The 25804-nt window shown below is 45.6% G+C and carries 33 protein-coding genes; all 33 read left to right on the top strand.

Annotated features, from left to right (window positions below):
• Positions 1–291: 291 nt before the first annotated feature.
• The 33 genes from rpoB to infA all read left to right on the top strand — a co-directional run bounded on the left by rpoB (position 292) and on the right by infA (position 25784).
• Positions 292–3837: a DNA-directed RNA polymerase subunit beta gene (gene rpoB, locus PTQ21_RS01740; RefSeq protein WP_063567422.1), complete on the top strand. Its 3546-nt coding sequence runs from the start codon at positions 292–294 to the stop codon at positions 3835–3837.
• A gap of 112 nt (positions 3838–3949) precedes the next feature.
• Positions 3950–7564 (top strand): DNA-directed RNA polymerase subunit beta', encoded by a 3615-nt coding sequence (rpoC, locus tag PTQ21_RS01735; RefSeq protein ID WP_063567423.1) that lies wholly within the window; start codon positions 3950–3952, stop codon positions 7562–7564.
• A 214-nt stretch (positions 7565–7778) separates the two neighbouring features.
• Positions 7779–8027, top strand: coding sequence for a ribosomal L7Ae/L30e/S12e/Gadd45 family protein (locus tag PTQ21_RS01730; RefSeq protein WP_024633591.1), 249 nt, complete (start codon positions 7779–7781; stop codon positions 8025–8027).
• 152 nt (positions 8028–8179) lie between these two features.
• On the top strand, positions 8180–8602 hold the full coding sequence (gene rpsL / locus PTQ21_RS01725; protein ID WP_056697677.1) for a 30S ribosomal protein S12: 423 nt from the start codon (positions 8180–8182) through the stop codon (positions 8600–8602).
• 87 nt (positions 8603–8689) lie between these two features.
• Positions 8690–9160, top strand: a complete 471-nt coding sequence (gene rpsG / locus PTQ21_RS01720) for a 30S ribosomal protein S7 (protein WP_024633590.1) — start codon at positions 8690–8692, stop codon at positions 9158–9160.
• Between the two features lie 47 nt (positions 9161–9207).
• Positions 9208–11286: an elongation factor G gene (gene fusA, locus PTQ21_RS01715; protein ID WP_274568593.1), complete on the top strand. Its 2079-nt coding sequence runs from the start codon at positions 9208–9210 to the stop codon at positions 11284–11286.
• Between the two features lie 97 nt (positions 11287–11383).
• Positions 11384–12574 carry an elongation factor Tu gene (gene tuf / locus PTQ21_RS01710; RefSeq protein WP_024633588.1) on the top strand — a complete coding sequence of 397 codons (1191 nt, stop codon included), beginning with the start codon at positions 11384–11386 and terminating at the stop codon, positions 12572–12574.
• Between the two features lie 436 nt (positions 12575–13010).
• Positions 13011–13319, top strand: a complete 309-nt coding sequence (gene rpsJ / locus PTQ21_RS01705) for a 30S ribosomal protein S10 (protein WP_017692074.1) — start codon at positions 13011–13013, stop codon at positions 13317–13319.
• Positions 13320–13365: 46 nt separating this feature from the next.
• Positions 13366–13989, top strand: a complete 624-nt coding sequence (gene rplC, locus PTQ21_RS01700) for a 50S ribosomal protein L3 (protein ID WP_024633587.1) — start codon at positions 13366–13368, stop codon at positions 13987–13989.
• 25 nt (positions 13990–14014) lie between these two features.
• On the top strand, positions 14015–14638 hold the full coding sequence (gene rplD / locus PTQ21_RS01695) for a 50S ribosomal protein L4 (protein WP_063567425.1): 624 nt from the start codon (positions 14015–14017) through the stop codon (positions 14636–14638).
• Positions 14638–14928, top strand: coding sequence for a 50S ribosomal protein L23 (rplW, locus tag PTQ21_RS01690; RefSeq protein WP_024633586.1), 291 nt, complete (start codon positions 14638–14640; stop codon positions 14926–14928). The genes rplD and rplW overlap by 1 nt, the downstream gene beginning before the upstream one ends.
• A gap of 30 nt (positions 14929–14958) precedes the next feature.
• Positions 14959–15789: a 50S ribosomal protein L2 gene (rplB, locus tag PTQ21_RS01685; protein ID WP_063567426.1), complete on the top strand. Its 831-nt coding sequence runs from the start codon at positions 14959–14961 to the stop codon at positions 15787–15789.
• A gap of 71 nt (positions 15790–15860) precedes the next feature.
• Positions 15861–16139 (top strand): 30S ribosomal protein S19, encoded by a 279-nt coding sequence (gene rpsS, locus PTQ21_RS01680; RefSeq protein ID WP_053779207.1) that lies wholly within the window; start codon positions 15861–15863, stop codon positions 16137–16139.
• A gap of 35 nt (positions 16140–16174) precedes the next feature.
• On the top strand, positions 16175–16507 hold the full coding sequence (rplV, locus tag PTQ21_RS01675; protein ID WP_024633583.1) for a 50S ribosomal protein L22: 333 nt from the start codon (positions 16175–16177) through the stop codon (positions 16505–16507).
• 15 nt (positions 16508–16522) lie between these two features.
• Positions 16523–17188 (top strand): 30S ribosomal protein S3, encoded by a 666-nt coding sequence (gene rpsC, locus PTQ21_RS01670; RefSeq protein WP_024633582.1) that lies wholly within the window; start codon positions 16523–16525, stop codon positions 17186–17188.
• A 2-nt stretch (positions 17189–17190) separates the two neighbouring features.
• Positions 17191–17625, top strand: a complete 435-nt coding sequence (rplP, locus tag PTQ21_RS01665) for a 50S ribosomal protein L16 (protein ID WP_024633581.1) — start codon at positions 17191–17193, stop codon at positions 17623–17625.
• The gene (gene rpmC, locus PTQ21_RS01660) at positions 17615–17812 is read left to right on the top strand and encodes a 50S ribosomal protein L29 (RefSeq protein WP_017692083.1); all 198 of its coding nucleotides are present in this window, start codon (positions 17615–17617) and stop codon (positions 17810–17812) included. The genes rplP and rpmC overlap by 11 nt, the downstream gene beginning before the upstream one ends.
• A 48-nt stretch (positions 17813–17860) precedes the next feature.
• Positions 17861–18127, top strand: coding sequence for a 30S ribosomal protein S17 (rpsQ, locus tag PTQ21_RS01655; RefSeq protein WP_017692084.1), 267 nt, complete (start codon positions 17861–17863; stop codon positions 18125–18127).
• A gap of 35 nt (positions 18128–18162) precedes the next feature.
• Positions 18163–18531 carry a 50S ribosomal protein L14 gene (gene rplN / locus PTQ21_RS01650; protein WP_024633579.1) on the top strand — a complete coding sequence of 123 codons (369 nt, stop codon included), beginning with the start codon at positions 18163–18165 and terminating at the stop codon, positions 18529–18531.
• Between the two features lie 39 nt (positions 18532–18570).
• Positions 18571–18924, top strand: coding sequence for a 50S ribosomal protein L24 (gene rplX / locus PTQ21_RS01645; RefSeq protein ID WP_024633578.1), 354 nt, complete (start codon positions 18571–18573; stop codon positions 18922–18924).
• A gap of 32 nt (positions 18925–18956) precedes the next feature.
• Positions 18957–19499 carry a 50S ribosomal protein L5 gene (rplE, locus tag PTQ21_RS01640; protein ID WP_024633577.1) on the top strand — a complete coding sequence of 181 codons (543 nt, stop codon included), beginning with the start codon at positions 18957–18959 and terminating at the stop codon, positions 19497–19499.
• Positions 19500–19572: 73 nt separating this feature from the next.
• Positions 19573–19758 carry a type Z 30S ribosomal protein S14 gene (locus PTQ21_RS01635; protein ID WP_013312154.1) on the top strand — a complete coding sequence of 62 codons (186 nt, stop codon included), beginning with the start codon at positions 19573–19575 and terminating at the stop codon, positions 19756–19758.
• A gap of 32 nt (positions 19759–19790) precedes the next feature.
• The gene (rpsH, locus tag PTQ21_RS01630; RefSeq protein ID WP_017692088.1) at positions 19791–20189 is read left to right on the top strand and encodes a 30S ribosomal protein S8; all 399 of its coding nucleotides are present in this window, start codon (positions 19791–19793) and stop codon (positions 20187–20189) included.
• 30 nt (positions 20190–20219) lie between these two features.
• Positions 20220–20762, top strand: coding sequence for a 50S ribosomal protein L6 (gene rplF, locus PTQ21_RS01625; RefSeq protein ID WP_024633576.1), 543 nt, complete (start codon positions 20220–20222; stop codon positions 20760–20762).
• A 117-nt stretch (positions 20763–20879) separates the two neighbouring features.
• On the top strand, positions 20880–21248 hold the full coding sequence (rplR, locus tag PTQ21_RS01620) for a 50S ribosomal protein L18 (RefSeq protein WP_063567427.1): 369 nt from the start codon (positions 20880–20882) through the stop codon (positions 21246–21248).
• A gap of 27 nt (positions 21249–21275) precedes the next feature.
• Positions 21276–21773 carry a 30S ribosomal protein S5 gene (gene rpsE / locus PTQ21_RS01615; protein WP_017692091.1) on the top strand — a complete coding sequence of 166 codons (498 nt, stop codon included), beginning with the start codon at positions 21276–21278 and terminating at the stop codon, positions 21771–21773.
• A gap of 13 nt (positions 21774–21786) precedes the next feature.
• Complete coding sequence (gene rpmD / locus PTQ21_RS01610) at positions 21787–21972, top strand: 50S ribosomal protein L30 (RefSeq protein WP_017692092.1); 186 nt, start codon at positions 21787–21789, stop codon at positions 21970–21972.
• A gap of 43 nt (positions 21973–22015) precedes the next feature.
• Positions 22016–22456 carry a 50S ribosomal protein L15 gene (gene rplO, locus PTQ21_RS01605; protein WP_062836188.1) on the top strand — a complete coding sequence of 147 codons (441 nt, stop codon included), beginning with the start codon at positions 22016–22018 and terminating at the stop codon, positions 22454–22456.
• Positions 22456–23754 (top strand): preprotein translocase subunit SecY, encoded by a 1299-nt coding sequence (gene secY, locus PTQ21_RS01600; protein ID WP_063567428.1) that lies wholly within the window; start codon positions 22456–22458, stop codon positions 23752–23754. Before rplO ends, secY begins: the two co-directional genes overlap by 1 nt.
• A gap of 90 nt (positions 23755–23844) precedes the next feature.
• Complete coding sequence (locus tag PTQ21_RS01595) at positions 23845–24489, top strand: adenylate kinase (protein WP_024633570.1); 645 nt, start codon at positions 23845–23847, stop codon at positions 24487–24489.
• A 4-nt stretch (positions 24490–24493) separates the two neighbouring features.
• Positions 24494–25246: a type I methionyl aminopeptidase gene (gene map / locus PTQ21_RS01590; RefSeq protein WP_053779202.1), complete on the top strand. Its 753-nt coding sequence runs from the start codon at positions 24494–24496 to the stop codon at positions 25244–25246.
• A gap of 10 nt (positions 25247–25256) precedes the next feature.
• Positions 25257–25565 carry a KOW domain-containing RNA-binding protein gene (locus PTQ21_RS01585; protein WP_024633568.1) on the top strand — a complete coding sequence of 103 codons (309 nt, stop codon included), beginning with the start codon at positions 25257–25259 and terminating at the stop codon, positions 25563–25565.
• A gap of 3 nt (positions 25566–25568) precedes the next feature.
• Entirely contained in the window at positions 25569–25784 is a 216-nt protein-coding gene (infA, locus tag PTQ21_RS01580) for a translation initiation factor IF-1 (RefSeq protein WP_017692098.1), read from the top strand.
• Positions 25785–25804 lie beyond the last annotated feature (20 nt).

Genomic DNA, 25804 nt, shown 5'->3' with positions numbered 1-25804 from the left:
GCCCTATTTGGCTTTAGCTAACTAAAAATGTCAACCTTTTTTACGCCGAACGGGCTTATTATGCCTACGTTTGGCGTATAATATGTACATTTTGGGCAAACTGGGGATAAGTATGATTTGGAAAGACATCCGCCGATCAAAGTTGCTCTTTTTTCGAACGACATTCGAGTAAGGGCTTTTCTTTATTTGTGGATGCATTGCTTTGCTCTGTATGTGTACCATTATAAGGTTACAAACAGAGGTTCGCAACGAAATTTTTAAAGTGAGTAGACATTGAGGGGTGAGTTTAAGTTGGCAGGACATCTTGTTCAATATGGTCGACGCACTCGGCGCAGTTATGCACGAATTAACGAGATACTCGAAGTTCCGAACCTGATTGAGATCCAACAAAAATCTTACGATTGGTTTTTGGAGGAAGGGTTGCGCGAAATGTTCCAGGATATCTCGCCGATCCAGGATTTTACAGGTAACTTAATTTTGGAATTTATCGATTACAGTCTCGGTGAACCGAAGTATACAGTAGACGACGCGAAAGAGCGTGACGTTACTTATGCAGCACCGCTTCGGGTCAAAGTCCGGCTCATTAATAAGGAAACCGGCGAAGTCAAAGAGCAGGAAGTATTCATGGGAGATTTCCCGCTGATGACCGACACCGGCACATTTATTATTAATGGTGCGGAACGGGTTATTGTCAGCCAGTTGGTTCGCTCTCCTAGCGTTTACTTCAGTACCAAAGTAGATAAAAACGCCAAAAAAACGTATACCGCTACAGTTATTCCTAACCGCGGCGCTTGGCTCGAACTGGAGATGGACGCGAAGGATGTTGTTTACGTCCGGATCGACCGCACACGTAAAATACCGGTGACGGTTCTCCTGCGTGCACTTGGTTTTGGCACAGACGCTGAGATTCTGGATCTGCTCGGTAATGACGAATATATTCGCAATACGCTGGACAAAGACAATACGGATTCCACGGAGAAAGCGCTGATTGAAATTTATGAGCGTCTTCGTCCGGGCGAGCCACCAACGCTGGATAATGCGAAAAGCTTGCTCGTAGCGCGTTTCTTTGATCCAAAACGTTATGACCTGGCTAATGTGGGTCGTTACAAAATCAACAAAAAGCTTCACATCAAGAACCGTTTATTCAACCAACGTTTGGCTGAGTCTCTTGTGGACACCGAAACTGGTGAAATCATCGCTGAAGCAGGTCAAATGATAGACCGTCGTCTGTTGGATGAAATCATGCCGCAACTGGAGAAGAGCGTTGGTTTCCGCACATATCACGTCGCTAATGGCGTTTTGGATGCCAATGATATCCCGATGCAAACAATTGATGTATTTTCACCGATTGAGGATGGTAAGGTCGTTAAACTGATTGCCAATGCTAACATTGATAAATCAGTGAAGAACGTTACACCAGCTGATATCATTTCCTCTATCAGTTACTTCATTAACCTTCTGCATGGCATCGGAAGCACAGATGATATCGATCACCTGGGTAACCGTCGTCTCCGCTCGGTTGGTGAACTCTTGCAAAACCAATTCCGTATCGGTTTATCCCGTATGGAACGTGTGGTTCGTGAGAGAATGTCCATTCAGGATGCTAACGTAATCACGCCTCAGGCTTTGATTAACATACGTCCTGTTATCGCATCCATTAAAGAGTTCTTCGGTAGCTCCCAATTGTCGCAGTTTATGGATCAAACAAACCCACTGGGTGAGTTGACACATAAACGCCGTCTGTCCGCACTCGGACCGGGTGGTTTGACACGTGAGCGTGCCGGCATGGAAGTCCGTGACGTGCATCCATCCCACTATGGCCGGATGTGTCCAATCGAGACACCAGAGGGACCAAACATTGGTTTGATCAACTCCTTGTCGACATTTGCCCGTGTGAACGAATATGGATTCATTGAAGCACCTTATCGCTGGGTAGATCCGAAGACTGGTGTCGTAACCGAGCAAATCGATTACCTGACAGCAGACGAAGAGGACAACTATGTAATTGCTCAAGCGAATGCGAAGCTGAATGAAGACAGTACTTTTGCTGAAGAAGCGATCATTGTACGTTACAACAAACAGTCGGATAACATCCTTACGATGCCGAGTGAACGTGTTGACTACATGGACGTATCTCCTAAGCAAGTTGTATCTGTCGCTACAGCGCTCATTCCGTTCCTTGAGAACGATGACTCCAACCGTGCGCTCATGGGATCGAACATGCAGCGGCAAGCCGTTCCACTCTTGATTCCTAAAGCTCCGCTGGTCGGAACAGGTATGGAACATAAAGCCGCGAAAGATTCCGGTGTATGTATTGTCTCCAAATATGACGGGATTATTGAACGTTCTTCTGCGAATGAGATTTGGTTGCGTCGTATTGAAGAAGTTGATGGTCAAGAAGTCAAAGGCGATATCGTTAAATATAAATTACACAAATTTATGCGTTCGAACCAAGGAACATGCATTAACCAACGTCCGATTGTCAAAAGAGGTGCTGTTGTCAAAGCTGGCGACATCCTTGCAGACGGTCCTTCGACGGAAATGGGTGAATTGGCACTGGGACGTAACGTAGTGGTTGCCTTCATGACTTGGGAAGGTTACAACTACGAGGATGCGATCTTGCTCAGCGAAAAACTCGTTAAAGAAGATGTGTATACATCCATTCATATCGAGGAATATGAGTCTGAAGCACGTGATACTAAGCTCGGACCTGAAGAGATCACACGTGATATCCCGAACGTAGGGGAAGAAGCGCTGCGTAATCTGGATGAGCGTGGTATTATCCGTATCGGTGCTGAAATCAGTGCTGGTGACATTCTGGTTGGTAAAGTAACACCAAAAGGTGTAACGGAACTGACTGCAGAAGAACGTCTCCTGCATGCGATCTTCGGTGAGAAAGCGCGTGAAGTACGTGATACTTCCCTGCGTGTACCTCACGGTACTGACGGTATCGTAGTTGATGTAAAAGTCTTTACCCGTGAAAACGGTGATGAACTGCCTCCAGGTGTTAACCAACTCGTTCGTGTCTATATCGCTCAAAAACGGAAAATTTCCGAGGGTGATAAAATGGCCGGACGTCACGGTAACAAAGGGGTCGTAGCCCGTATCCTACCGGAAGAAGATATGCCTTTCCTGCCGGACGGAACACCAGTTCAAATCGTTCTTAACCCACTGGGCGTACCTTCCCGGATGAATATCGGTCAAGTACTCGAGGTTCACTTGGGTATGGCGGCGATGCAACTGGGTATTCACGTAGCAACTCCTGTATTCGACGGAGCGAAGGAGTATGACGTCTTCGATACGATGGAAGAAGCAGGTATGCAGCGTAATGGTAAAACTGTCCTGTATGATGGTCGTACAGGTGAAGAGTTTGAACGTGAAGTTACCGTAGGTGTCATGCACATGATCAAATTGGCACACATGGTTGATGATAAAATCCATGCCCGTTCCACGGGTCCTTACTCACTTGTTACGCAACAGCCATTGGGTGGTAAAGCCCAATTTGGTGGACAGCGTTTCGGGGAGATGGAAGTATGGGCGCTTGAGGCATACGGTGCTGCTTATACACTGCAAGAAATCTTGACTGTTAAGTCCGATGATGTTGTAGGTCGGGTGAAAACGTATGAATCCATCGTCAAAGGCGAGAATGTTCCTGAACCAGGTGTTCCTGAATCATTCAAAGTATTGATCAAAGAGCTGCAAAGCTTGGGTATGGACGTTAAGATTTTGAGCGAAGATGAGCAAGAGATTGAAATGAAAGAAATGGACGATGAAGATGACGCTGCGAGCGATAAGCTCAGCCTCAACCTTGAGGGTACAGAGGTCGGAGCGGAGTAACCGCTTCGGGCGCATGATGACCGGCGTTTTTCATCAGGCTCGCGTCTTGCTCCGGCTTCGGCCGGAGGGGGCGTAACCTAGAATACAGGACTTGGTTAAGGAGGGTTGCTCCTTGTTGGACGTCAACAATTTCGAATACATGAAGATCGGGCTTGCTTCCCCAGAAAAAATTCGTTCTTGGTCCCGCGGAGAAGTGAAAAAACCGGAAACGATCAACTATCGTACGTTGAAACCGGAAAAAGAAGGGCTGTTCTGCGAAAAGATTTTTGGCCCTACAAAAGACTGGGAATGTCATTGCGGTAAATACAAACGCGTGCGTTATAAAGGCGTTGTCTGTGATCGTTGTGGCGTTGAAGTCACACGTGCGAAAGTACGCCGCGAACGGATGGGCCATATTGAGCTCGCTGCTCCGGTATCGCATATCTGGTACTTCAAAGGTATTCCGAGCCGCATGGGTCTCGCACTGGATATGTCTCCAAGATCTCTCGAGGAGATTATTTATTTTGCATCATATGTAGTAACTGATCCAGGAGAAACTCCACTGGAGAAAAAACAGCTGTTGTCCGAGAAAGAATACCGCAGCTACCGTGAGAAATACGGATATGGATTCCACGCTGGCATGGGTGCAGAGGCGGTTAAAAAACTGCTTCAAGACATTGATGTGGATAAAGAGCTTGAATTCCTGAAGGAAGAGCTCCGCACTGCACAAGGACAACGTCGTAACCGTGCAATCAAACGTCTGGAAGTTATTGAAGCGTTCCGCAACTCGGGTAATAAACCTGAGTGGATGATCATGGATGTACTTCCTGTTATCCCACCGGAACTTCGTCCAATGGTACAGCTGGATGGTGGACGTTTTGCAACGTCTGACCTGAATGACCTGTATCGCCGTGTAATCAACCGGAACAATCGTCTGAAACGTTTGCTTGACTTGGGCGCGCCAGACATTATCGTGCAAAATGAAAAACGGATGCTGCAGGAAGCTGTTGACGCATTGATCGACAACGGCCGTCGTGGACGCCCTGTAACGGGGCCTGGTAACCGTCCTTTGAAATCCCTCAGCCACATGCTGAAAGGTAAACAAGGACGTTTCCGTCAGAACTTGCTCGGTAAACGGGTTGACTATTCCGGTCGTTCCGTTATCGTAGTTGGACCTTACCTGAAAATGTATCAGTGTGGTCTGCCTAAAGATATGGCACTTGAACTGTTCAAGCCTTTTGTTATGAAAGAGCTTGTAAATAAAGGGCTTGCCCACAACATCAAGAGCGCTAAACGTAAAGTTGAGCGTGTAAGTCCTGAAGTATGGGATGTTCTTGAAGAAGTAATTAAGGAGCACCCTGTTCTGCTGAACCGTGCCCCTACACTTCACAGACTCGGTATTCAAGCGTTTGAACCGATTCTCGTTGAAGGTAAAGCGATCCGTCTTCACCCGCTCGTATGTACGGCATACAATGCCGACTTTGACGGTGACCAAATGGCCGTGCACGTTCCATTGTCTGCTGAAGCTCAAGCAGAAGCACGTATCCTGATGCTTGCATCAGGTAACATTTTGAACCCGAAAGACGGTAAACCGGTTGTTACCCCTTCCCAGGATATGGTGCTTGGTTCTTACTACCTGACCATGGACAACAAGGAAGAAAAGGGAACAGGTATGATCTTGCGCACGGTTAACGAAGCTGTATCCGCGTACCAACGTGGTACTGCAGGTTTACATGCACGTGTAGCGATTCCGGTTAGAGCGCTTGGCAAAACAGTCTTCACCGATAAGCAACAAGATGCAATGATGTTGACTACGGTCGGCAAAATCATCTTTAATGAAATCTTCCCGGCAAGCTTCCCTTACATCAATGATGCAACTCGTGCGAACCTCTACCAGGGTACCGCTGAGCATTCATTTGTTTATGAGAAGGGTGCTGACCTTAGAGAAGCAATTATGAACGCTCCTTTGGCTGGTGGTGTCGGTAAAGAATATCTCGGTTCTATCATCGCACGTTGTTTTGAAATTTATCATACAACGGAAACAGCCGTTATTTTGGATAAAATCAAACAACTCGGATTCACATACTCCACTCGCGCTGGTATCACTGTAGCGGTGTCGGATGTTATCGTTCCACCTGAGAAATTTGAAATTCTTAGACAGTCTGAGGAAAAAGCACAAATCGTTACGAACCAATACCGTCGTGGTCTGATTACGAACGAAGAGCGCTATGACCGCATCATTGATATCTGGTCGAAATCGAAAGATGATATCACCGAGATTCTGATGAAATCGATGGATCGCTACAATTCCATCATGATGATGGTTGACTCCAAAGCACGGGGTAACAAATCGCAAATCACCCAATTGGGCGGTATGCGTGGTCTGATGGCCAACCCATCCGGTCGAATCATTGAACTCCCAATCAAATCGAACTTCCGTGAAGGTCTGACGGTACTCGAGTACTTTATCTCGACTCACGGTGCCCGTAAAGGTTTGGCCGATACGGCTCTGCGTACAGCGGATTCAGGTTACCTGACCCGTCGTCTCGTAGACGTGGCACAAGATGTGATCGTGCGTGAAGATGATTGTGGTACAGATAAAGGCTTTACCGTAAGTCGTATCCAGGATGGTAAAGAGGTTATTGAGGATCTCTACGACCGTATTGAAGGCAGATACTGCTTCGAGACTGTTCGTCATCCAGAAACAAAAGAAATTATTGCACACCGTAATGAACTGATTGACTCTGATAAAGCTGAGGCAATCATCGAAGCTGGCGTAACCAAACTACAAATCCGCTCCGTACTTAGCTGCCGTGCACGTCACGGTGTCTGCAAGAAGTGTTATGGTCGCAACTTGGCGACTGGTAAACACGTGGAGATCGGTGAAGCAGTTGGTATTATCGCAGCACAATCCATTGGTGAGCCAGGAACACAGCTGACAATGCGTACATTCCACACCGGTGGTGTAGCCGGAGACGATATTACGCAAGGTTTGCCGCGTATCCAGGAGTTGTTCGAGGCTCGTAATCCTAAGGGTCAAGCAACAATCAGTGAGATCGACGGTGTTGTTAAAGAAATTCGCGAAGCGAAAGATCGTCGCGAAATTGAAATTCAAGGTGAAGCAGAATCCAAAGTTTACTCTGTTACCTACGGTTCTCGTGTACGCGTTAGCGAAGGCATGGAAATTGAAGCAGGCGACGAGTTGACAGATGGTTCTATCGATCCAAAAGAAATGCTGCGCATTAAAGGCGTACGTGGCGTACAGAACTACATTTTGCAGGAAGTACAACGCGTATACCGTAACCAAGGCGTAGAAATCAATGACAAACACGTTGAAGTTATGATCCGTCAAATGTTGCGTAAAATCCGTATCGTCGATGCAGGGGACACTACATTGTTGCCAGGATCGTTCGTGGATACGCATGAGTACGAAAGAGCTAACAAGACAGCGATTCTGAGTGATAAAGAGCCAGCGGTTGCAAAACCAATTTTGCTCGGTATTACGAAAGCATCCCTGGAAACAGACTCCTTCCTCTCGGCGGCTTCGTTCCAAGAGACTACACGTGTACTGACAGATGCAGCGATCAAAGGTAAAGTCGATCAGTTGCTCGGTCTGAAAGAGAATGTAATCATCGGTAAACTGATTCCTGCAGGTACAGGTATGCACCGTTACCGCAGCATCAAATTTGCTGAGCCGGAAGATGGCCAATCTTCGGTAGAAGAACTTGAGCCAGTTTCGGTTGATTAAGATATTTCACTAGATTCATCCTTATTATTAGGGTGAACTAAAGTTTTGTACGCCGGGAGGCGACGGCTGTTTTATACAGAAGGACGTTCCCGGCGAGGCAAAACTTTAAATGAAATATTTTAGGATTAGCATTGACATTGCTTGCGCTAGATGCTAATATATCAAAGGTGCGTGAGTAGCTGATTGTATTTGGTCCTATTCGGAGGAATGAACAATGTCTAATGAAAAAGGTCTGCAAGATGCTCATGTCAAAATAGGTACCAAACAGACCACGCGGATGGTTCAGACAGGTATGGCTTCTGAAGTTTATGTGGCTGAAGATTGTGATCCGCAGCTTACTTCCAAAATCATTGCTTTGTGTGAACAACACAATGTGAAGTGCACGAAAGTGGACACAATGAAAAATCTCGGCAAAGCTTGCGGGATTGGAGTAGGAGCAGCAATGGCTGCTGTCGTAAAATGATACGGTAAGGAACGTTTTTGTCCGAGAACTTTTAGGGATTCTCCAAGGCAAAAACTTTTCATTTGTCTTTTTATGAACCGCCTGGGTCTGTGGACTTAGCGTAAGAGGTTTATAAAGAAACATGAAAAATTGAGGAAGGGGGTGGCAATCACATGCCAACTATTAACCAACTGGTACGTAAAGGACGTCAAGCTAAAGTTGATAAGTCCAAATCACCAGCTTTGCAAAAAGGGTTCAATGCTTTGAAACGTGAATCAACTAACATCAGTGCCCCACAAAAACGTGGTGTCTGCACTCGTGTAGGTACAATGACTCCACGTAAACCAAACTCTGCACTTCGTAAGTATGCCCGTGTTCGTTTGACAAACCGTCTCGAGGTAACTGCTTATATCCCGGGTATCGGACATAACCTTCAAGAGCACAGTGTTGTGTTGATCCGTGGAGGTAAAGTTAAAGACCTTGCAGGGGTTCGTTATCACATCGTTCGCGGAGCTCTTGATACTGCAGGCGTGAACAACCGTATGCAAGCTCGTTCGAAATACGGTGCTAAACGTCCAAAAGCTAAAAAAGCCTAAAATATTATAAGTAGCAGTCCTGAATATCTTCTGGGTTAATCCCAGGAGGTGTAGGATGTGCTCATGAAGAAAGAAAGGGGGATATCCATGCCACGCAAAGGTCCAGTTACGAAAAGAGACGTGTTGCCAGATCCGGTATACAGCAGCAAGCTGGTTACTCGTTTGATCAATCGCATCATGCTCGACGGAAAACGCGGTGTTGCTCAAAGCATTCTGTATAATGCGTTTAAGTTGATTCAAGAACGTACGGGTAATGACCCTATGGAAGTATTTGAAGCAGCAATCAAAAATATCATGCCAGTCCTGGAAGTTAAAGCTCGCCGTGTCGGCGGTGCCAACTACCAAGTACCAATCGAGGTAAAACCAGAGAGACGTACTGCTTTGGGATTACGTTGGCTCGTGAACTACTCCCGCAACCGCGGTGAGAAAACAATGGAAGAGCGTTTGGCGGCTGAGATCATCGACGCTTCCAACAACACAGGCGCTTCCGTTAAAAAACGTGAAGATACGCATAAAATGGCTGAAGCGAACAAAGCGTTTGCTCACTACCGTTGGTAGGATTCGGTTCACAATAATAACTTCAATTTTGAAGGGAGACCCATTTCATGGCAAGAGAGTTCTCCTTGAAAAATACACGTAATATCGGGATCATGGCTCATATTGATGCGGGTAAAACCACGACAACTGAGCGGATCTTGTTCTACACAGGACGTACGCACAAAATCGGTGAAGTACACGAAGGCGCTGCGACAATGGACTGGATGGAACAGGAACAGGAGCGCGGAATTACAATTACTTCCGCTGCGACTACCGCTGCTTGGAAAGGCCACCGCGTTAACATCATTGATACCCCGGGACACGTTGACTTCACTGTTGAAGTTGAACGTTCCCTTCGTGTATTGGACGGAGCAGTTGGTGTATTCAGTGCGAAAGAAGGCGTTGAGCCTCAGTCCGAAACCGTATGGAGACAGGCTGACAAGTACGGCGTACCTCGTATCGCTTATGTAAACAAAATGGATATCATCGGTGCTGACTTCCTGAACGTTGTATCTGACATGCGTGATCGCCTTCAAGCGAACGCAGTTGCGATTCAACTTCCTATCGGCGCTGAAAATGATTTCAAAGGTATCATTGATATCGTTGCACAAAAGGCTCATATGTACAAAGATGACCTTGGACAAGATATCGAAGAAACCGACATTCCTGCGGAATTTGTTGAGCAAGTTGCAGAACTCCGTAACGAATTGGTTGAGCGTGTTGCAGAACTCGACGAAGATTTGACAATGAAATACCTGGAAGGCGAAGAGATCACTATTGATGAGATCAAAGCGGCCCTCCGTAAAGGTGTTGTTGATGTTAAGATCTTCCCGGTTATCTGTGGATCCTCGTATCGTAACAAAGGTGTTCAACTCATGTTGGATGCTGTTATCGACTACTTGCCGGCTCCAACAGACGTTCCATCTATCACTGGTCATCTTGAAGATGGAACTGAAGCAATTCGTAAGTCATCCGATGAAGAGCCTTTCTCCGCATTGGCATTCAAAATCATGACTGACCCTTACGTTGGTAAATTGACATTCTTCCGCGTATACTCCGGTGTTCTTCAATCCGGATCTTACGTATTGAATGCAACTAAAAACAAACGTGAGCGTATCGGTCGTATCCTTCAAATGCATGCAAACAGCCGTCAAGAAATCACTGAAGTTTACTCCGGTGACATTGCAGCTGCTGTAGGTTTGAAAGATACGGGTACAGGTGATACACTGTGTGATGAGAAAAATCCGGTTATCCTGGAGTCAATGAACTTCCCTGATCCGGTTATCGAAATCGCCGTTGAACCTAAAACCAAAGCTGACCAAGATAAAATGGGTGTTGCTCTCGGTAAGTTGACTGAAGAGGATCCTACTCTTCGTGCTCATACTGATGAAGAAACAGGCCAAACGATCTTGGCAGGTATGGGGGAGCTTCACCTTGATATCATCATTGACCGTATGCGTCGTGAGTTCAAGGTTGAAACTACTGTGGGTAAACCACAAGTAGCTTACCGTGAAACTTTCCGTGCACCAGCGCGTGTTGAAGGTAAATTCGTGCGTCAATCCGGTGGTCGTGGTCAATACGGTCACGTATGGGTTGAGTTCGAACCTCTCGAAGCGGGTACAGGCAGCCAGTTCGAAAGTAAGGTTGTCGGTGGTTCTGTTCCAAGAGAATACATTCAACCAGCTCTTGCAGGTATCGAAGAGCAAATGAAAAACGGCGTTATCGCAGGCTTCCCGCTTGTTGACGTTAAGGCTACAATCGTAGACGGATCTTACCATGATGTCGATTCCAACGAGATGGCATTTAAAATTGCCGGATCGATGGCGCTAAAAGCTGCGAAAGACAAATGTAAGCCGGTTCTGCTTGAGCCAATCATGAAAGTAGAAGTAACCGTTCCAGAAGAGTATATGGGTGACGTTATGGGTATGCTTAACTCCCGTCGTGGCCGCATCGAAGGTATGGATTCCCGTAGTGGAGCCCAAATCATCCGTGCTAAAGTACCTTTGTCTGAAATGTTCGGATACTCTACAACTCTTCGTTCCGGTACTCAAGGACGCGGCGTATTCTCCATGGAGCTTTCTCACTATGAAGAAGTTCCTAAGAGCATCGCTGAAGAGATTGTTGCCAAAACAAAAGGAACCGAGTAGTTTTCTCTCATTGAATGAAAGTGCATAAGAGTCATGTATTCTTTGCACTTCATTTAGTGAAAACATAAAATTATAATTTTAAGGAGGCCACGTTCAAATGGCAAAGGCTAAATACGAACGTAATAAACCCCACGTTAACATTGGTACTATTGGTCACGTCGACCATGGTAAAACAACTCTGACTGCTGCAATCACTACTGTATTGTCTAAAACTTACGGTGGCGCAGCAATTGCATTCGATCAAATCGATAAAGCTCCAGAAGAGCGCGAGCGCGGTATCACAATCTCAACATCACACGTTGAGTATGAAACTGACACTCGTCACTACGCTCACGTAGACTGCCCAGGTCACGCCGACTATGTTAAAAACATGATCACTGGCGCGGCACAAATGGACGGAGCTATCTTGGTAGTATCCGCAGCTGACGGCCCAATGCCACAAACTCGTGAGCACATCTTGCTCTCCCGTCAAGTAGGCGTACCTTACATTGTTGTTTTCTTGAACAAATGTGACATGGTTGAAGACGAAGAGTTGTTGGAATTGGTTGAGATGGAAGTTCGCGACCTTCTTAACGAATATGAGTTCCCAGGTGATGATACTCCAATCACTCGTGGATCCGCTCGTGAAGCTCTGCAAAACCCTGATGGTGAGTGGGCTCAAAAAATCGTTGAGATGTTCAAAGAGATCGATACGTACATCCCATTGCCTGAGCGTCAAACTGACAAACCTTTCTTGATGCCTGTCGAGGACGTATTCTCCATCACTGGTCGTGGTACTGTTGCTACTGGCCGTGTAGAGCGTGGTACTGTTAAAGTCGGCGAAGAGATCGAAATCGTTGGTATTACTGAAGAAACTAAAAAATCCGTAGTTACGGGCGTAGAAATGTTCCGTAAATTGTTGGACTCCGCTCAAGCGGGCGACAACATCGGTGCATTGTTGCGTGGTGTTGATCGTACTCAAATCGAGCGCGGTCAAGTACTTGCAAAACCAGGTTCTGTTAAGCCACACACAGAATTCACTGCACAAATCTACGTTTTGACTAAAGAAGAGGGTGGCCGTCACAAGCCTTTCTTCACTGGATACCGTCCACAGTTCTACTTCCGTACAACTGACGTAACAGGCATCATCAACTTGCCTGAAGGTACTGAAATGGTAATGCCTGGTGATAACATCACGGTTACTGTTTCCTTGATCTCCCCAATCGCGATTGAAGAAGGAACTAAGTTCTCCATTCGTGAAGGCGGACGTACAGTAGGTGCAGGTTCCGTAGCATCGATCCAAAAATAATTCGGCTTAACGCTGAATAAAGCATATGCAACAGTGTACTGGAACGAGTAACATTGTATTGTAACGAAGCTTCGGAAGAGTTCTTTATCCGACATCGGATAAAGAACTCTTTTATTATGTAATAGTTTCGGAACCTGCGTCATACGAAATGAACATCATTTACGAATGTAGATGGATTGGTAAGGCAGCATGAATATTGAAGATAAACACTGCACTAAACGAAGTCATTTCAGCAGAAAAGATAAGTTTAAATGTTTTTCTTAAATATGCTTGCAATACGCCCATCTTTTCTATATAATAATGAATGTTGTTCTGTGACGTTGCGATGATGTGAGAGGTTACTGGCACACCCGGCCCCTTTGCCATGGGACAGTGGCTAGAAAATTTTCACGGAGTATGTCCGATAAAAAATTGGGCGATAGAAGGAGGGACTAAAATGGCAAAGCAAAAAATTCGTATTCGTTTGAAAGCTTACGACCACAGAATTCTTGATCAATCCGCGGAGAAAATTGTTGAAACAGCAAAACGTTCGGGTGCAGGTGTATCCGGTCCGATTCCGCTTCCTACTGAAAAACAAATCATTACTATTCTTCGTGCGGTGCACAAGTACAAGGATTCTCGGGAACAATTCGAACAACGCACACATAAGCGTTTGATCGACATCGTTAACCCGACTCCACAAACTGTGGATGCCTTGATGCGCTTGGATCTGCCGTCCGGTGTAGATATCGAAATTAAATTGTAATACAAGCTACAACAAAGACCATGTATAAAGGAAAAGAGGTGTCAACATGAAAGCAATCTTAGGAAAAAAACTCGGAATGACTCAAGTATTTACACCTGAGGGTAACGTTGTACCAGTAACGGTTATCGAAGCAGGCCCTTGTGTTGTTTTGCAAAAGAAAGACATTGAGAATGATGGCTACGAAGCAATTCAAATCGGTTACTCCGATAAGAAAGAGAAAAATGCTAACAAGCCAGAAGCAGGTCACGCTAAAAAAGCGAACACTGCCCCTAAGCGCTACGTTCGTGAAGTTCGCGGTATCAACATCGCAGAATATGAAGTTGGCCAAGAACTGAAAGCTGACATTTTCGCTGAAGGCGAATTCGTTGACGTAACGGGTATTTCTAAAGGTAAAGGTTTTGCCGGCGTTATCAAACGTTGGGGACAAAGCACTGGACCTATGTCACACGGTTCGCGTTACCACCGTGGCCCTGGTTCAATGGGTTCGATCCAAGCAAACCGCGTTCCTAAAGGCAAACGCCTGCCAGGACACATGGGACATGATACTGTTACAATCCAACGTCTTGAAGTAGTTAAAGTAGACGCTGAACGTAATGTGTTGCTCGTGAAAGGTTCCATTCCTGGACCGAAAAACAGTCTCATTAAAGTTAAAGAAACAGTGAAAAAATAACCACTGAAGAAAGGAGGAACACAAAATGCCAAAAGTATCAGTTTACAATGTAGATGGTAGCCAAGTAGGCGAAGTTGAATTGAACGATGCGGTTTTCGGAATTGAGCCGAACCAACACGTTCTGTACGATGCAGTTCTTATGCAACGCGCTTCCCTTCGTCAAGGTACCCACAAAGTAAAAGGACGTTCTGAAGTACGTGGCGGTGGACGTAAGCCTTGGAAACAAAAAGGTACAGGTCGCGCTCGTCAAGGTTCAATTCGTTCACCACAATGGAAAGGCGGCGGTATCGTATTTGGTCCAACACCACGGAGCTATGCGTATAAACTGCCTAAGAAAGTTCGCCGTTTGGCGATCAAATCAGCTCTTTCATCCAAAGTGATCGACAATGACATTATCGTTTTGGACGCTCTCACGCTGAGCTCACCTAAAACGAAAGAATTTGCAGCCATCTTGAATAACTTGAAAGTTGGACGCAAAGCTTTGATCGTAGCTCCTAGCTATGATGATAATGTGGCTCTTTCCGCACGGAATATTCCAGGCGTGAAATTCGTAGCTGCTGACGGCATTAATGTTCTTGACGTGCTTTCGCACGACAAACTGATCATTACGAAAGAAGCAGTTCAGAAGGTAGAGGAGGTGCTCGCGTAATGAAGGATCCTCGTGATATTGTAAAACGTCCGATTATTACGGAACGTACTGCTGACATGATGAATGACTTGAAATATGTATTTGAAGTCGATATCCGTGCAAACAAAACCGAGATCAAGAAAGCCGTGGAAGCTATTTTCAACGTAAAAGTGAAAAACGTGAACACGCTTCGTGTTCCAGCTAAGCCAAAACGGTACGGACGTTATTCCGGATATACTAGCGAATGGAAAAAAGCGTTTGTAACGCTGACACAAGACAGCAAAACGCTTGAGTTCTTTGAAACTGTATAATTGAATTTTTGAAGTAAGGAGGGAAACCCAGTGCCAATCAAAAAGTATAAACCAACATCCCCGGCAAGACGGAACATGTCCGTTTCTACATTTGAGGAAATCACCACAGATCAGCCGGAGAAATCGTTGTTGGCCCCATTGAGCAAACAAGCAGGCCGCAACAACCAAGGTAAAATTACAGTTCGTCACCATGGTGGTGGACACAAACGTAAATACCGTATCATCGACTTCAAACGTACTAAAGATGGAATACCGGGCCGCGTTGCTACGATTGAGTATGACCCGAACCGTACATCTAACATCGCTCTGATTCACTATGCTGATGGTGAAAAACGTTATATCATCGCTCCTAAAGGTTTGAAAGTTGGAGATCAAGTATTCTCCGGACCTGAATCAGACATCAAAATCGGAAACGCATTGCCACTCGAAAATATTCCAGTAGGTACTGTTATCCACAACATCGAGTTGAAACCAGGTAAAGGCGGACAATTGGTTCGTGCTGCTGGTACAGAAGCTCAATTGCTTGGTAAAGAAGAAAAATACGTTTCTGTTCGTCTCTCTTCCGGAGAAGTTCGTCGTATTTTGAAAGTTTGCCGCGCAACAATTGGAGCTGTTGGTAACCAAGACCACGAGCTCATCAAAATCGGTAAAGCCGGTCGTAGCCGTTGGTTGGGTAAACGTCCTGAAGTTCGTGGTGTAGTAATGAACCCTAACGATCACCCACACGGTGGTGGTGAAGGTCGTGCTCCAATCGGACGTAAATCGCCAATGTCACCATGGGGTAAACCTACTCTTGGTTACAAAACGCGTAAGAAAAATAAAGCTTCTGATAAATACATCATTCGCCGCCGCACGAAGTAATACACATTGTGCATAACTTCGTGAGGCATCTGCGGATGCATAATAGCTACGTTTGAAGGGAGGATCTCCACATGGGTCGCAGTTTGAAAAAAGGGCCATTCATTGATGGCTACATGCTGAAAAAAGTAGAAGACATGGAAGCATCCGGTAAAAAGCTTGTTATTAAAACCTGGTCCCGTCGTTCTACAATTTTCCCGCAATTCATCGGACACACATTTGGCGTATATGACGGTCGTAAACACGTACCAGTATACGTAACTGAGGACATGGTCGGACACAAATTGGGTGAGTTCGCTCCAACCCGTACGTACAAAGGCCATACTGATGATGATAAGAAAACAAGAAGATAAATGAATATCTTTAATGTTTGAGAGGAGGTTACACAATGGAAGCAAAAGCACATGCTAAGTTTATCCGGATTGCTCCTCGTAAAGTTCAACTCGTTGTTGACTTGATTCGCGGCAAGCAAGTAGGTGAGGCGGTTGCCATTCTCCGTCACACTCCGAAATCCGCTTCTCCTATCGTTGAGAAGTTGCTTAATTCCGCTATTGCGAATGCGGAACATAACTATTCTTTGGATGTTAATAACTTGGTTATCTCGCAAGCTTACGTGAACCAAGGACCGACAATGAAACGTTTCCGCCCTCGTGCAATGGGACGTGCAAGTCGTATTAACAAACGTACTAGCCACATCACTTTGGTGGTATCTGAAAAGTAGAAGGAGGGGAAATGTGTGGGCCAAAAGGTAAATCCAGTCGGACTCCGTGTCGGAATTATCCGTGACTGGGAATCTAAGTGGTATGCAGGTAAAGACTTCGGCGATCTTTTGATGGAAGACGTGAAAATTCGTGAATTCCTGAAAAATAAATTGAAAGACTCCGCTATGTCTCGTGTTGAAATCGAGAGAGCGGCTAACCGCGTAAATGTAACGATTCACACTGCGAAACCAGGTATGGTTATCGGTAAGGGTGGTTCGGAAGTTGAAAATCTGCGTAATCAAATTACGAAAATCGCAGGCGGTAAAAAAGTACACATCAACATTTCTGAAATTAAGAACCAAGACCTGGACGCAATCCTGGTAGCTGAAAGCATCGCACAACAATTGGAACGTCGTGTTTCTTTCCGTCGTGCTCTGAAACAAGCTATTCAAAGAACAATGCGCTCTGGTGCAAAAGGTATTAAAACTCAAGTGGGCGGACGTCTTGGCGGTGCTGAGATTGCTCGTTCGGAAGGCTACAGCGAAGGAACTGTTCCACTGCACACGCTTCGTGCCGACATCGACTACGGTACAGCAGAGGCTCATACTACTTACGGCCGTATCGGCGTGAAAGTATGGATCTATCGTGGAGAGGTTCTTCCTACGGCTAAGAAACAAGCTGCTAAGGAAGGAGGCAACTAATCATGTTGGTACCAAAACGTGTAAAACACCGTAAGCAACAACGTGGACATATGAAGGGCCAAGCTAAAGGCGGAACTACGCTGAACTTTGGTGAATATGGTCTGCAAGCTACGGAACCGGCTTGGATTACGAACCGTCAAATCGAAGCGGCTCGTATTGCGATGACTCGTTACATCAAACGTGGTGGTAAAGTTTGGATCAAGATCTTCCCAGACAAACCAATCACTCAAAAGCCTCTCGAGGTTCGGATGGGTAGCGGTAAAGGTAACGTAGAAAAATGGGTTGCAGTTGTGAAACCAGGTAAGATCATGTTTGAACTTGCTGGTGTACCGGAGGATGTTGCTCGTGAAGCAATGCGTCTTGCCGCTCATAAACTGCCAATCAAAACGAAGTTTGTGAAACGTGAAGAATTGGGTGGTGAAGCAAATGAAAGCTAGTGAATTTCGCAACCTAACCTCTGCTGAAATCGAGCAAAAGATTGCCGGATTTAAAGAAGAACTCTTTAACCTCCGCTTTCAACTCGCTACCGGTCAGCTGGATAACCCGACTCGAATCCGTGATGTGCGGAAAGAAATAGCTCGTGCTAAAACCATTATCCGTGAAAGAGAATTGGGAATCGGTTAATTAGGGATCGGATGTATAATCCGTCCGTAATCAGGAAGGAGGCCAACAATGAGCGAAGAACGTAACGCACGTAAAGTGCAAACCGGTAAAGTGGTCAGCGATAAAATGGACAAAACGATTGTTGTTGCTGTAGAAACTTACAAAAAACACAACTTGTACCATAAACGCATTAAGGTTACTAAAAAATTCAAAGCGCATGACGAAGAAAACACTGCGAAAATCGGTGACACGGTGAAAATCATGGAGACTCGTCCGCTTTCGAAAGATAAACGCTGGAGACTTACTGAAATCGTAGAAAAAGCGGTTATCATCTAATGCATCAGCAGCATAGCTGAAAGGAGGAATACTAAATGATTCAACCATTTACACGTTTGACTGTGGCTGACAACTCCGGTGCGAAGGAACTGATGTGTATCCGCGTACTCGGCGGTACGGGACGTCGTACAGCTCAAATCGGTGATCTGATCGTTTGTTCTGTAAAACAAGCAACACCAGGCGGCGTTGTCAAAAAAGGTGATGTAGTTAGAGCGGTTGTCGTTCGTACGAAGCGTTCTGTACGTCGTAAAGACGGTTCCTACATCGGTTTTGATGAAAATGCAGCGGTTGTTGTAAAAGACGACAGAAGCCCGCGTGGAACACGTATTTTCGGACCTGTTGCTCGTGAACTTCGCGAGAAAGACTTCATGAAAATCGTTTCCTTGGCCCCAGAAGTTATCTAAAGCTTAATCTCGTGATGTTAGAAACAGGAGGTGTACGAAATGCCAAGAGTGAAAAAAGTTCTGGAATCCCATAACAATAAACTTCATGTTAAAAAAGAAGATACAGTTATGGTGATCAGCGGTAAAGACAAAGGTAAAAAAGGCCGTGTCATCGCTGCTTATCCTCGTGAGAACCGCGTCCTTGTGGAAGGTGTTAACATGATTAAAAAACACCAGAAGCCTAACCAGCAAAATCCGCAAGGCGGCATTATCGAGAAGGAAGCTCCGATTCACGTTTCCAACGTAATGCACATCGATCCAAAGAGCGGAAAAGTAACCCGTGTAGGTTACAAAGTGTTGGATAACGGAAAGAAAGTGCGCGTTGCTAAACGTTCCGGAGAAATTATCGACTAATTGAACCGAATGAGAAAGGAGGTCTATGATTCATGGCAGCAAGAATGAAAGAACGTTACCTGAACGAAATTGCTCCTGCTTTGATGCAGAAGTTTAACTATACAACGGTAATGCAAGTGCCGAAAATCGAGAAAATCGTTATCAACATGGGTGTGGGCGACGCTGTCCAAAACTCCAAAGTGTTGGATTCCGCAGTAAACGATTTGCAATTGATCGCAGGTCAAAAACCTGTAATCACTCGTGCTAAAAAATCTATCGCAGGTTTCAAACTGCGTGAGAACATGCCTATCGGTGTGAAAGTAACATTGCGCGGCGAGCGCATGTACTTCTTCCTCGATAAACTGCTCAACGTTACGCTTCCTCGTGTCCGCGACTTCCGCGGTGTATCGAGCAAAGCTTTCGACGGACGTGGTAACTACACACTGGGTCTGAAAGAACAATTGATCTTCCCAGAGATCGAGTATGATAAAGTAGACAAAGTCCGCGGTATGGATATTGTCATCGTAACAACGGCGAAAACAGACGAAGAATCCCGTGAATTGCTCACGCAACTCGGAATGCCTTTCGTAAAATAATGTTGCTATAACGTTTCCGGGTGTCTGGAAAGACTCCCTTTTCTCCGAAATTATTTAGGAGGTGTCAGGCTAAGTGGCAAAAACTTCGATGAAAGTTAAACAACAACGTACACCAAAGTTTAAAGTACGTGCTTATACACGCTGTGAGCGTTGCGGACGTCCACATTCGGTCCTGCAAAAGTTCAAAATTTGCAGAATTTGCTTCCGTGAATTAGCTTATAAAGGCCAGATCCCTGGCGTGAAAAAAGCAAGCTGGTAAAAAGTCCTGAACGGGAAGGAGGTTAACTCACAATGACTATGTCTGATCCAATTGCAGATATGCTTACTCGTATTCGTAACGCGAACACAGTTCGTCACGAAACGGTAGAAATGCCTGCTTCGACAATGAAAAAACAAATCGCCGATATCCTGAAGCGTGAAGGTTTCATCCGTGACGCTGAAGTTATCGATGATAACAAACAAGGGATTATCCGTGTTTTCCTGAAATACGGTCAAAATAACGAGCGTGTTATTACTGGTCTGAAAAGAATCAGTAAACCTGGTCTTCGTGTTTACACGAAAAGCAACGAAGTACCTCGTGTACTTGGTGGTCTGGGTATCGCTATCATCTCGACATCCAAAGGTATCATGACGGACAAAGAAGCTCGTCAATCAAAATCCGGCGGAGAAGTCGTCTGCTACGTATGGTAATATAACGTCACAAGATAGGAGGTGCAACATATGTCTCGTATTGGTCGCAAACCAATTACAGTACCAAGTGGTGTGGACATCACACTGGACAACACCGTTATTACGGTAAAAGGACCAAAAGGATCTTTGACTCGTGAACTTCATAAAGATATGAAGGTAACAGTTGAAAACAACGAAATTACAGTTGTGCGTCCTTCCGATAACAAAACTCACCGTTCTTTGCACGGCACAACGCGTAGCGTTGTAAACAACATGGTGAGTGGTGTTACTGAAGGATTCGCAAAATCTCTGGAGCTGGTTGGGGTCGGATATCGTGCAAGCAAATCCGGAGATAAAATCGTTCTGAACGTTGGCTACTCTCACCCGGTTGAAATTACACCGGAAGCGGGAATCGAATTCGAAGTTCCTTCGAATACGAAAATCATCGTTCGCGGAATCGATAAAGAGCGTGTAGGTGCTTACGCTGCTAAAATCCGTTCCGTTCGTGAACCTGAGCCGTACAAAGGTAAAGGTATTAAATATGAAGGCGAGCGTATCATCCGTAAGGAAGGTAAAGCCGGTAAGAAGAAATAAGATTTTTCTTACCGCCTTTGCGCGGTTTTCGGCTTGCTTGCTTCTTGTGTTTCTAATATACCCCGTGGCTTCCGGTTTGAAGCCAGCGAGGTAACCTGAAAGGAGTGAATCCCTGAGATGATTACGAAAACAGATAAAAACAAGGCACGTCTGAAAAGACACCTGCGTGTTCGTAAGAAAATCCAAGGAACGGCAGCACGTCCTCGTTTGAACGTATTCCGTTCTGGTAAACATATGTATGCTCAAATCATCGATGATGTTGCTGGTGTAACAATCGCTTCCGCGTCTACCGTAGACAAAGAATTGAGCACTGACATCAAAAATGGTGCATCTGTTGAATCAGCTCGTAAAGTTGGCGAACTCGTTGCTAAACGTGCTAAAGACAAAGGTGTTTCCAACATCGTATTTGACCGTAGCGGTTATCTGTACCATGGTCGTATCGCAGCATTGGCTGAAGCGGCTCGTGAAGCAGGACTTGAGTTTTAAGATATTTTTCAAAAGGAGGTTAACGACTTGCGTGTAGATCCGAATACTTTGGAACTGACTGAAAGAGTTGTAAATATTAATCGCGTAGCTAAAGTAGTAAAAGGCGGACGCCGTTTCAGCTTTAGCGCACTGGTTGTAGTCGGCGACGGCAACGGCTGGGTTGGAGCTGGTATCGGTAAAGCGGGCGAAGTACCTGATGCAATTCGCAAAGGTATTGAAGACGCTAAGAAAAACCTTGTACACGTTCCACTCGTAGGAACATCGATTCCTCACTTGGTAACAGGTAAGTTCGGCGCAGGACGCGTGCTGTTGAAACCAGCATCTGAAGGTACTGGTGTTATCGCTGGTGGTCCTGTACGTGCGGTTCTCGAACTTGCTGGTGTAGGTGACATTTTGACAAAATCTCTGGGTTCTTCGAATTCCATGAACATGGTCAATGCGACTTTGGAAGGTTTGTCCCGTTTGAAGCGTGCTGAAGACGTGGCTAAACTGCGCGGAAAATCCGTCGAAGAGCTTCTGGGTTAAGGAGGGAATTCTCATGGCTAAATTAGAAATTACCCTCGTCCGCAGCTTGATCGGACGTCCGGAGACGCAAAGAACAACTGTGAAAACATTGGGTTTGCGCAAAATCAATAGCAAAGTGGTACAAAACGATAATCCTGCCATCCGTGGTATGATTAACAAAGTAAGCCACTTGGTTGCTGTTAAAGAAGTAGAAGCTTAAAAACGGGTTAATCCCACAAATCTTTAAGGAGGTGCAACGAACGATGAAGTTACATGAGCTTTCACCATCTCCTGGATCCCGCAAAGAACGTAAACGTCTTGGTCGCGGTCCAAGTAGTGGTACAGGTAAAACATCAGGTCGCGGTCACAAAGGACAAAACGCTCGTTCTGGCGGTGGAGTACGTCCAGGCTTCGAAGGTGGACAAAATCCATTGTATCGTCGCTTGCCAAAACGTGGTTTTGTAAACCCAACTCGCAAAGAATATGCAGTTGTGAATACTGAAGACCTGAACAGTTTTGCTGCGGGTACTGAAGTAACTCCAGAATTCTTGATGACGAACGGCGTAGTTAAAAACGCTAAATCCGGAATCAAAATCCTGGGTAACGGTGATGTCACTGTGAAGCTGACTGTTAAAGCTAACAAGTTTTCTCAATCTGCTATTGAGAAAATTGAAGCTGCCGGCGGTACAACTGAGGTGATTTAATGTTCAAGACCCTAAAGAATATCTGGCGGGTTGAAGATCTGCGCAAAAGGGTATTATTTACCCTTTTTGTACTGATCATTTACCGCATCGGCTCCTTTGTTCCCGTACCGGGAGTTAACAAAGATGTGTTCGAAGCGACAAATTCTGCGGGTAAAGAAGTTTTTGGACTTCTCAATACGTTCTCGGGTGGAGCGCTCTTCCAGTTCTCGATATTTGCGCTCGGGATCGTGCCTTACATCACTGCGTCTATCATAGTGCAGCTGCTTTCCATGGACGTTATTCCTAAATTAGCGGAGTGGGCAAAGCAGGGTGAACAAGGTAAGAAGAAATCTGCACAACTGACCCGTTATTTAACGGTAGGTCTGGCATTGATTCAAGCGTTTGGTACGTCGATCGGATTCAATCGCTTGTACAATACAGAAATGGTGCCTAACGCAACATTTGCAGATTATATCTTGATCGCAATTGTACTTACGGCCGGTACTTCATTCCTAATGTGGCTTGGTGAGCAGATCACCGAAAAGGGCATAGGAAACGGGATTTCGATTTTGATCTTTGCGGGTATCCTATCAACGGTACCTAATATTATCAAACAAACGATCGAATCCGACTTCATCCAAGCTGATCAACTGTTCATGAACATTCTTAAAGGGGTAATCGTCGCAATTGTTATTGTGCTGATTATCATAGGTGTCATTTACATCCAGCAGGCGATTCGGAAAATTCCTGTACAGTACGCTAAACGTGTCGTAGGTAACAAAATGTACGGTGGACAGAACACACATATCCCGCTGAAGATTAATGCAGCAGGTGTTATCCCTGTCATCTTTGCTTCATCTCTGTTGATGTTCCCATCGATCATCGCAAACTTCTGGGCTGATCGTACGTGGGCACAGTGGATCGGAGCCAATCTCACTACTCACAAACCTCTGGGTATGTTACTCTATGTAGTGATGATTTTCGGGTTCACATTCTTCTATACTTTTGTACAGATGAATCCACAGCAGATGGCTGACAACATGAAAAAGAACGGCGGTTACATCCCAGGCATTCGTCCGGGTAAAGCAACCGAGAAATATCTGACCCGTGTCATGACTCGTTTGACAACGGCAGGTGCCATCTTCTTGGCAGTAATTTCCGTTCTGCCTGTAATCTTGGGGGCACTTTCTGGTTTGCCTCAATCAGCGCAAATTGGAGGAACTTCTCTCCTGATCGTTATTGGTGTTGCGCTGGATACCATGAAGCAAATCGAAAGCCAATTGATCAAACGCCACTACAAAGGTTTTATCAATAAATAGGCAATAGGTACCGGTCAAGCTAAGATTTACTTGCCGGCACCTATTGTGCTGTTTGTTGATGTAGGGTAGTCTTGGAGGGAGTGACATAACGTGAACATCCTATTCATGGGCCCTCCGGGGGCAGGAAAAGGAACGCAAGCAGACGTCATTGTGAAAGAGTTCGGTATTCCCCACATTTCAACAGGCGATGCATTTCGTCTGGCGATTAAGCAGGGAACTCCCATTGGCCTGAAAGCCAAAGAATATATGGATCAAGGATTGCTCGTACCAGATGATGTAACCATCGGCATTGTTGAAGAACGTTTGCAGCAGCCTGATTGCAGAGAAGGATTCCTCTTGGATGGATTTCCAAGAACCCTGTCTCAAGCAGAAGCGCTCGATGGCATTCTGGATCGACTGAACTCAGGTCTCGATCATGTAATCAACCTGAAAGTGGACCGCAACAAATTGCTCGCCCGTTTGACGGGTCGTCGTATTTGTAAGAACTGTGGCGCCACATATCATGTCGTGTTCAATCCGCCCAAGCAGGAAGGTATTTGTGATAAATGCGGCGGTGACTTGTACCAGCGCTCTGATGATAATGAAGAGAGCGTAGGCACACGTCTCGACGAATATATCAACAAAACAGCACCACTCCTCACATTTTATGAGAACAAAGGCCTTCTTCGTCAAATGGACGGAGAGCAGGATATCGATCAAGTTTCTCATGAAATCGTGTCCCTGCTGCGAGGTTAATTGAATGATCATTGGTAAGTCCGAAACGGAACTGGGCTTGATGAGGGAAGCAGGGAGAATTGTTGCGGAAACGCATCGTCTCTTGGCAGAGCATATCGCTCCCGGTATTACGACTGGAGAACTTGACCATATGGCCGATCAATACATCCGCAGTCAAGGAGCTGTGCCGTCTTTCAAAGGTTATAACGGTTTCCCTGCCAGTGTGTGCGCTTCAGTGAATGAAGAGTTGGTGCATGGATTTCCCGGCAAACGAAAGTTGAACGAGGGCGATATCGTTACGTTTGACATTGGCGCGCAGTACCAGGGTTATCACGGAGATTCCGCCTGGACTTATCCAGTCGGCCGTATTTCCGAAGAAGCCCGTCGTCTTCTGGACGTTACCGAGGCTTCGTTATACGCAGGTCTGGCGCTGGTAAAACCGGACGTTCGCTTGTTTACAATATCTCATGCGATTCAGAAATATATTGAAGATGAAGGGTTCTCGGTAGTACGTGAATATGTCGGTCACGGTATAGGAGCGGATCTGCACGAAGAACCACAGATTCCGAACTATGGTCTTCCTGATCGGGGACCACGGCTTAAAGCGGGCATGGTGCTGGCCATAGAGCCGATGGTTAACGCAGGTAGACGGTATGTGAAAACGTTGGAAGATAACTGGACTGTCGTCACTGTTGATGGATCGTTATGCGCCCACTTTGAACACACCGTAGCAGTTACACATGAAGGCATGGAAATTTTCACAAAACTGAATGCGTAGGTGATAAGGCATGAACAATCAGTCTAATCCGCAGCTCGGTCAACTTGTGAAGATCCGTAAAGGCCGCAATGCGGACCAAGCCGCAGTAATTGTTGCTATAGCGGACAGTAAGTTCGTATATATTGCGGATGGGGACAAACGTAAGTTTGATCAACCCAAGAAGAAGAATATTCTTCATCTTGAACTCCAGCCGATGATTAGCAGCGAGGTTGTAAACAGTTTAAACGAGAGTGGTCGGGTGACAAACGGAAAGCTCCGCTATGCGGTTCATTCGTTTCTGGAATCCACCAACATTCAAGCTGAAGAGAAAGGAGACTGACTAATGGCCAAGGAAGATGTCATTGAAGTGGAAGGTACGGTTCTCGAACCGCTACCGAATGCAACGTTCAAGGTTGAGCTTGAGAACGGTCATCAAATTCTCGCTCACGTTTCCGGCAAGTTGCGGATGCACTTTATTCGTATCCTGACTGGAGACAAAGTAGTTGTTCAGTTATCACCTTATGATTTGACAAAAGGTCGTATAACTTACCGTAAATAGTAGTAGACAGTTGCAATGAA

The sequence above is a fragment of the Paenibacillus marchantiae genome, assembly GCF_028771845.1.
Taxonomy (GTDB): domain Bacteria; phylum Bacillota; class Bacilli; order Paenibacillales; family Paenibacillaceae; genus Paenibacillus; species Paenibacillus marchantiae.
Note: the sequence above shows the minus strand (reverse complement) of the source record. Positions and strands in the feature narration are given on the sequence as shown.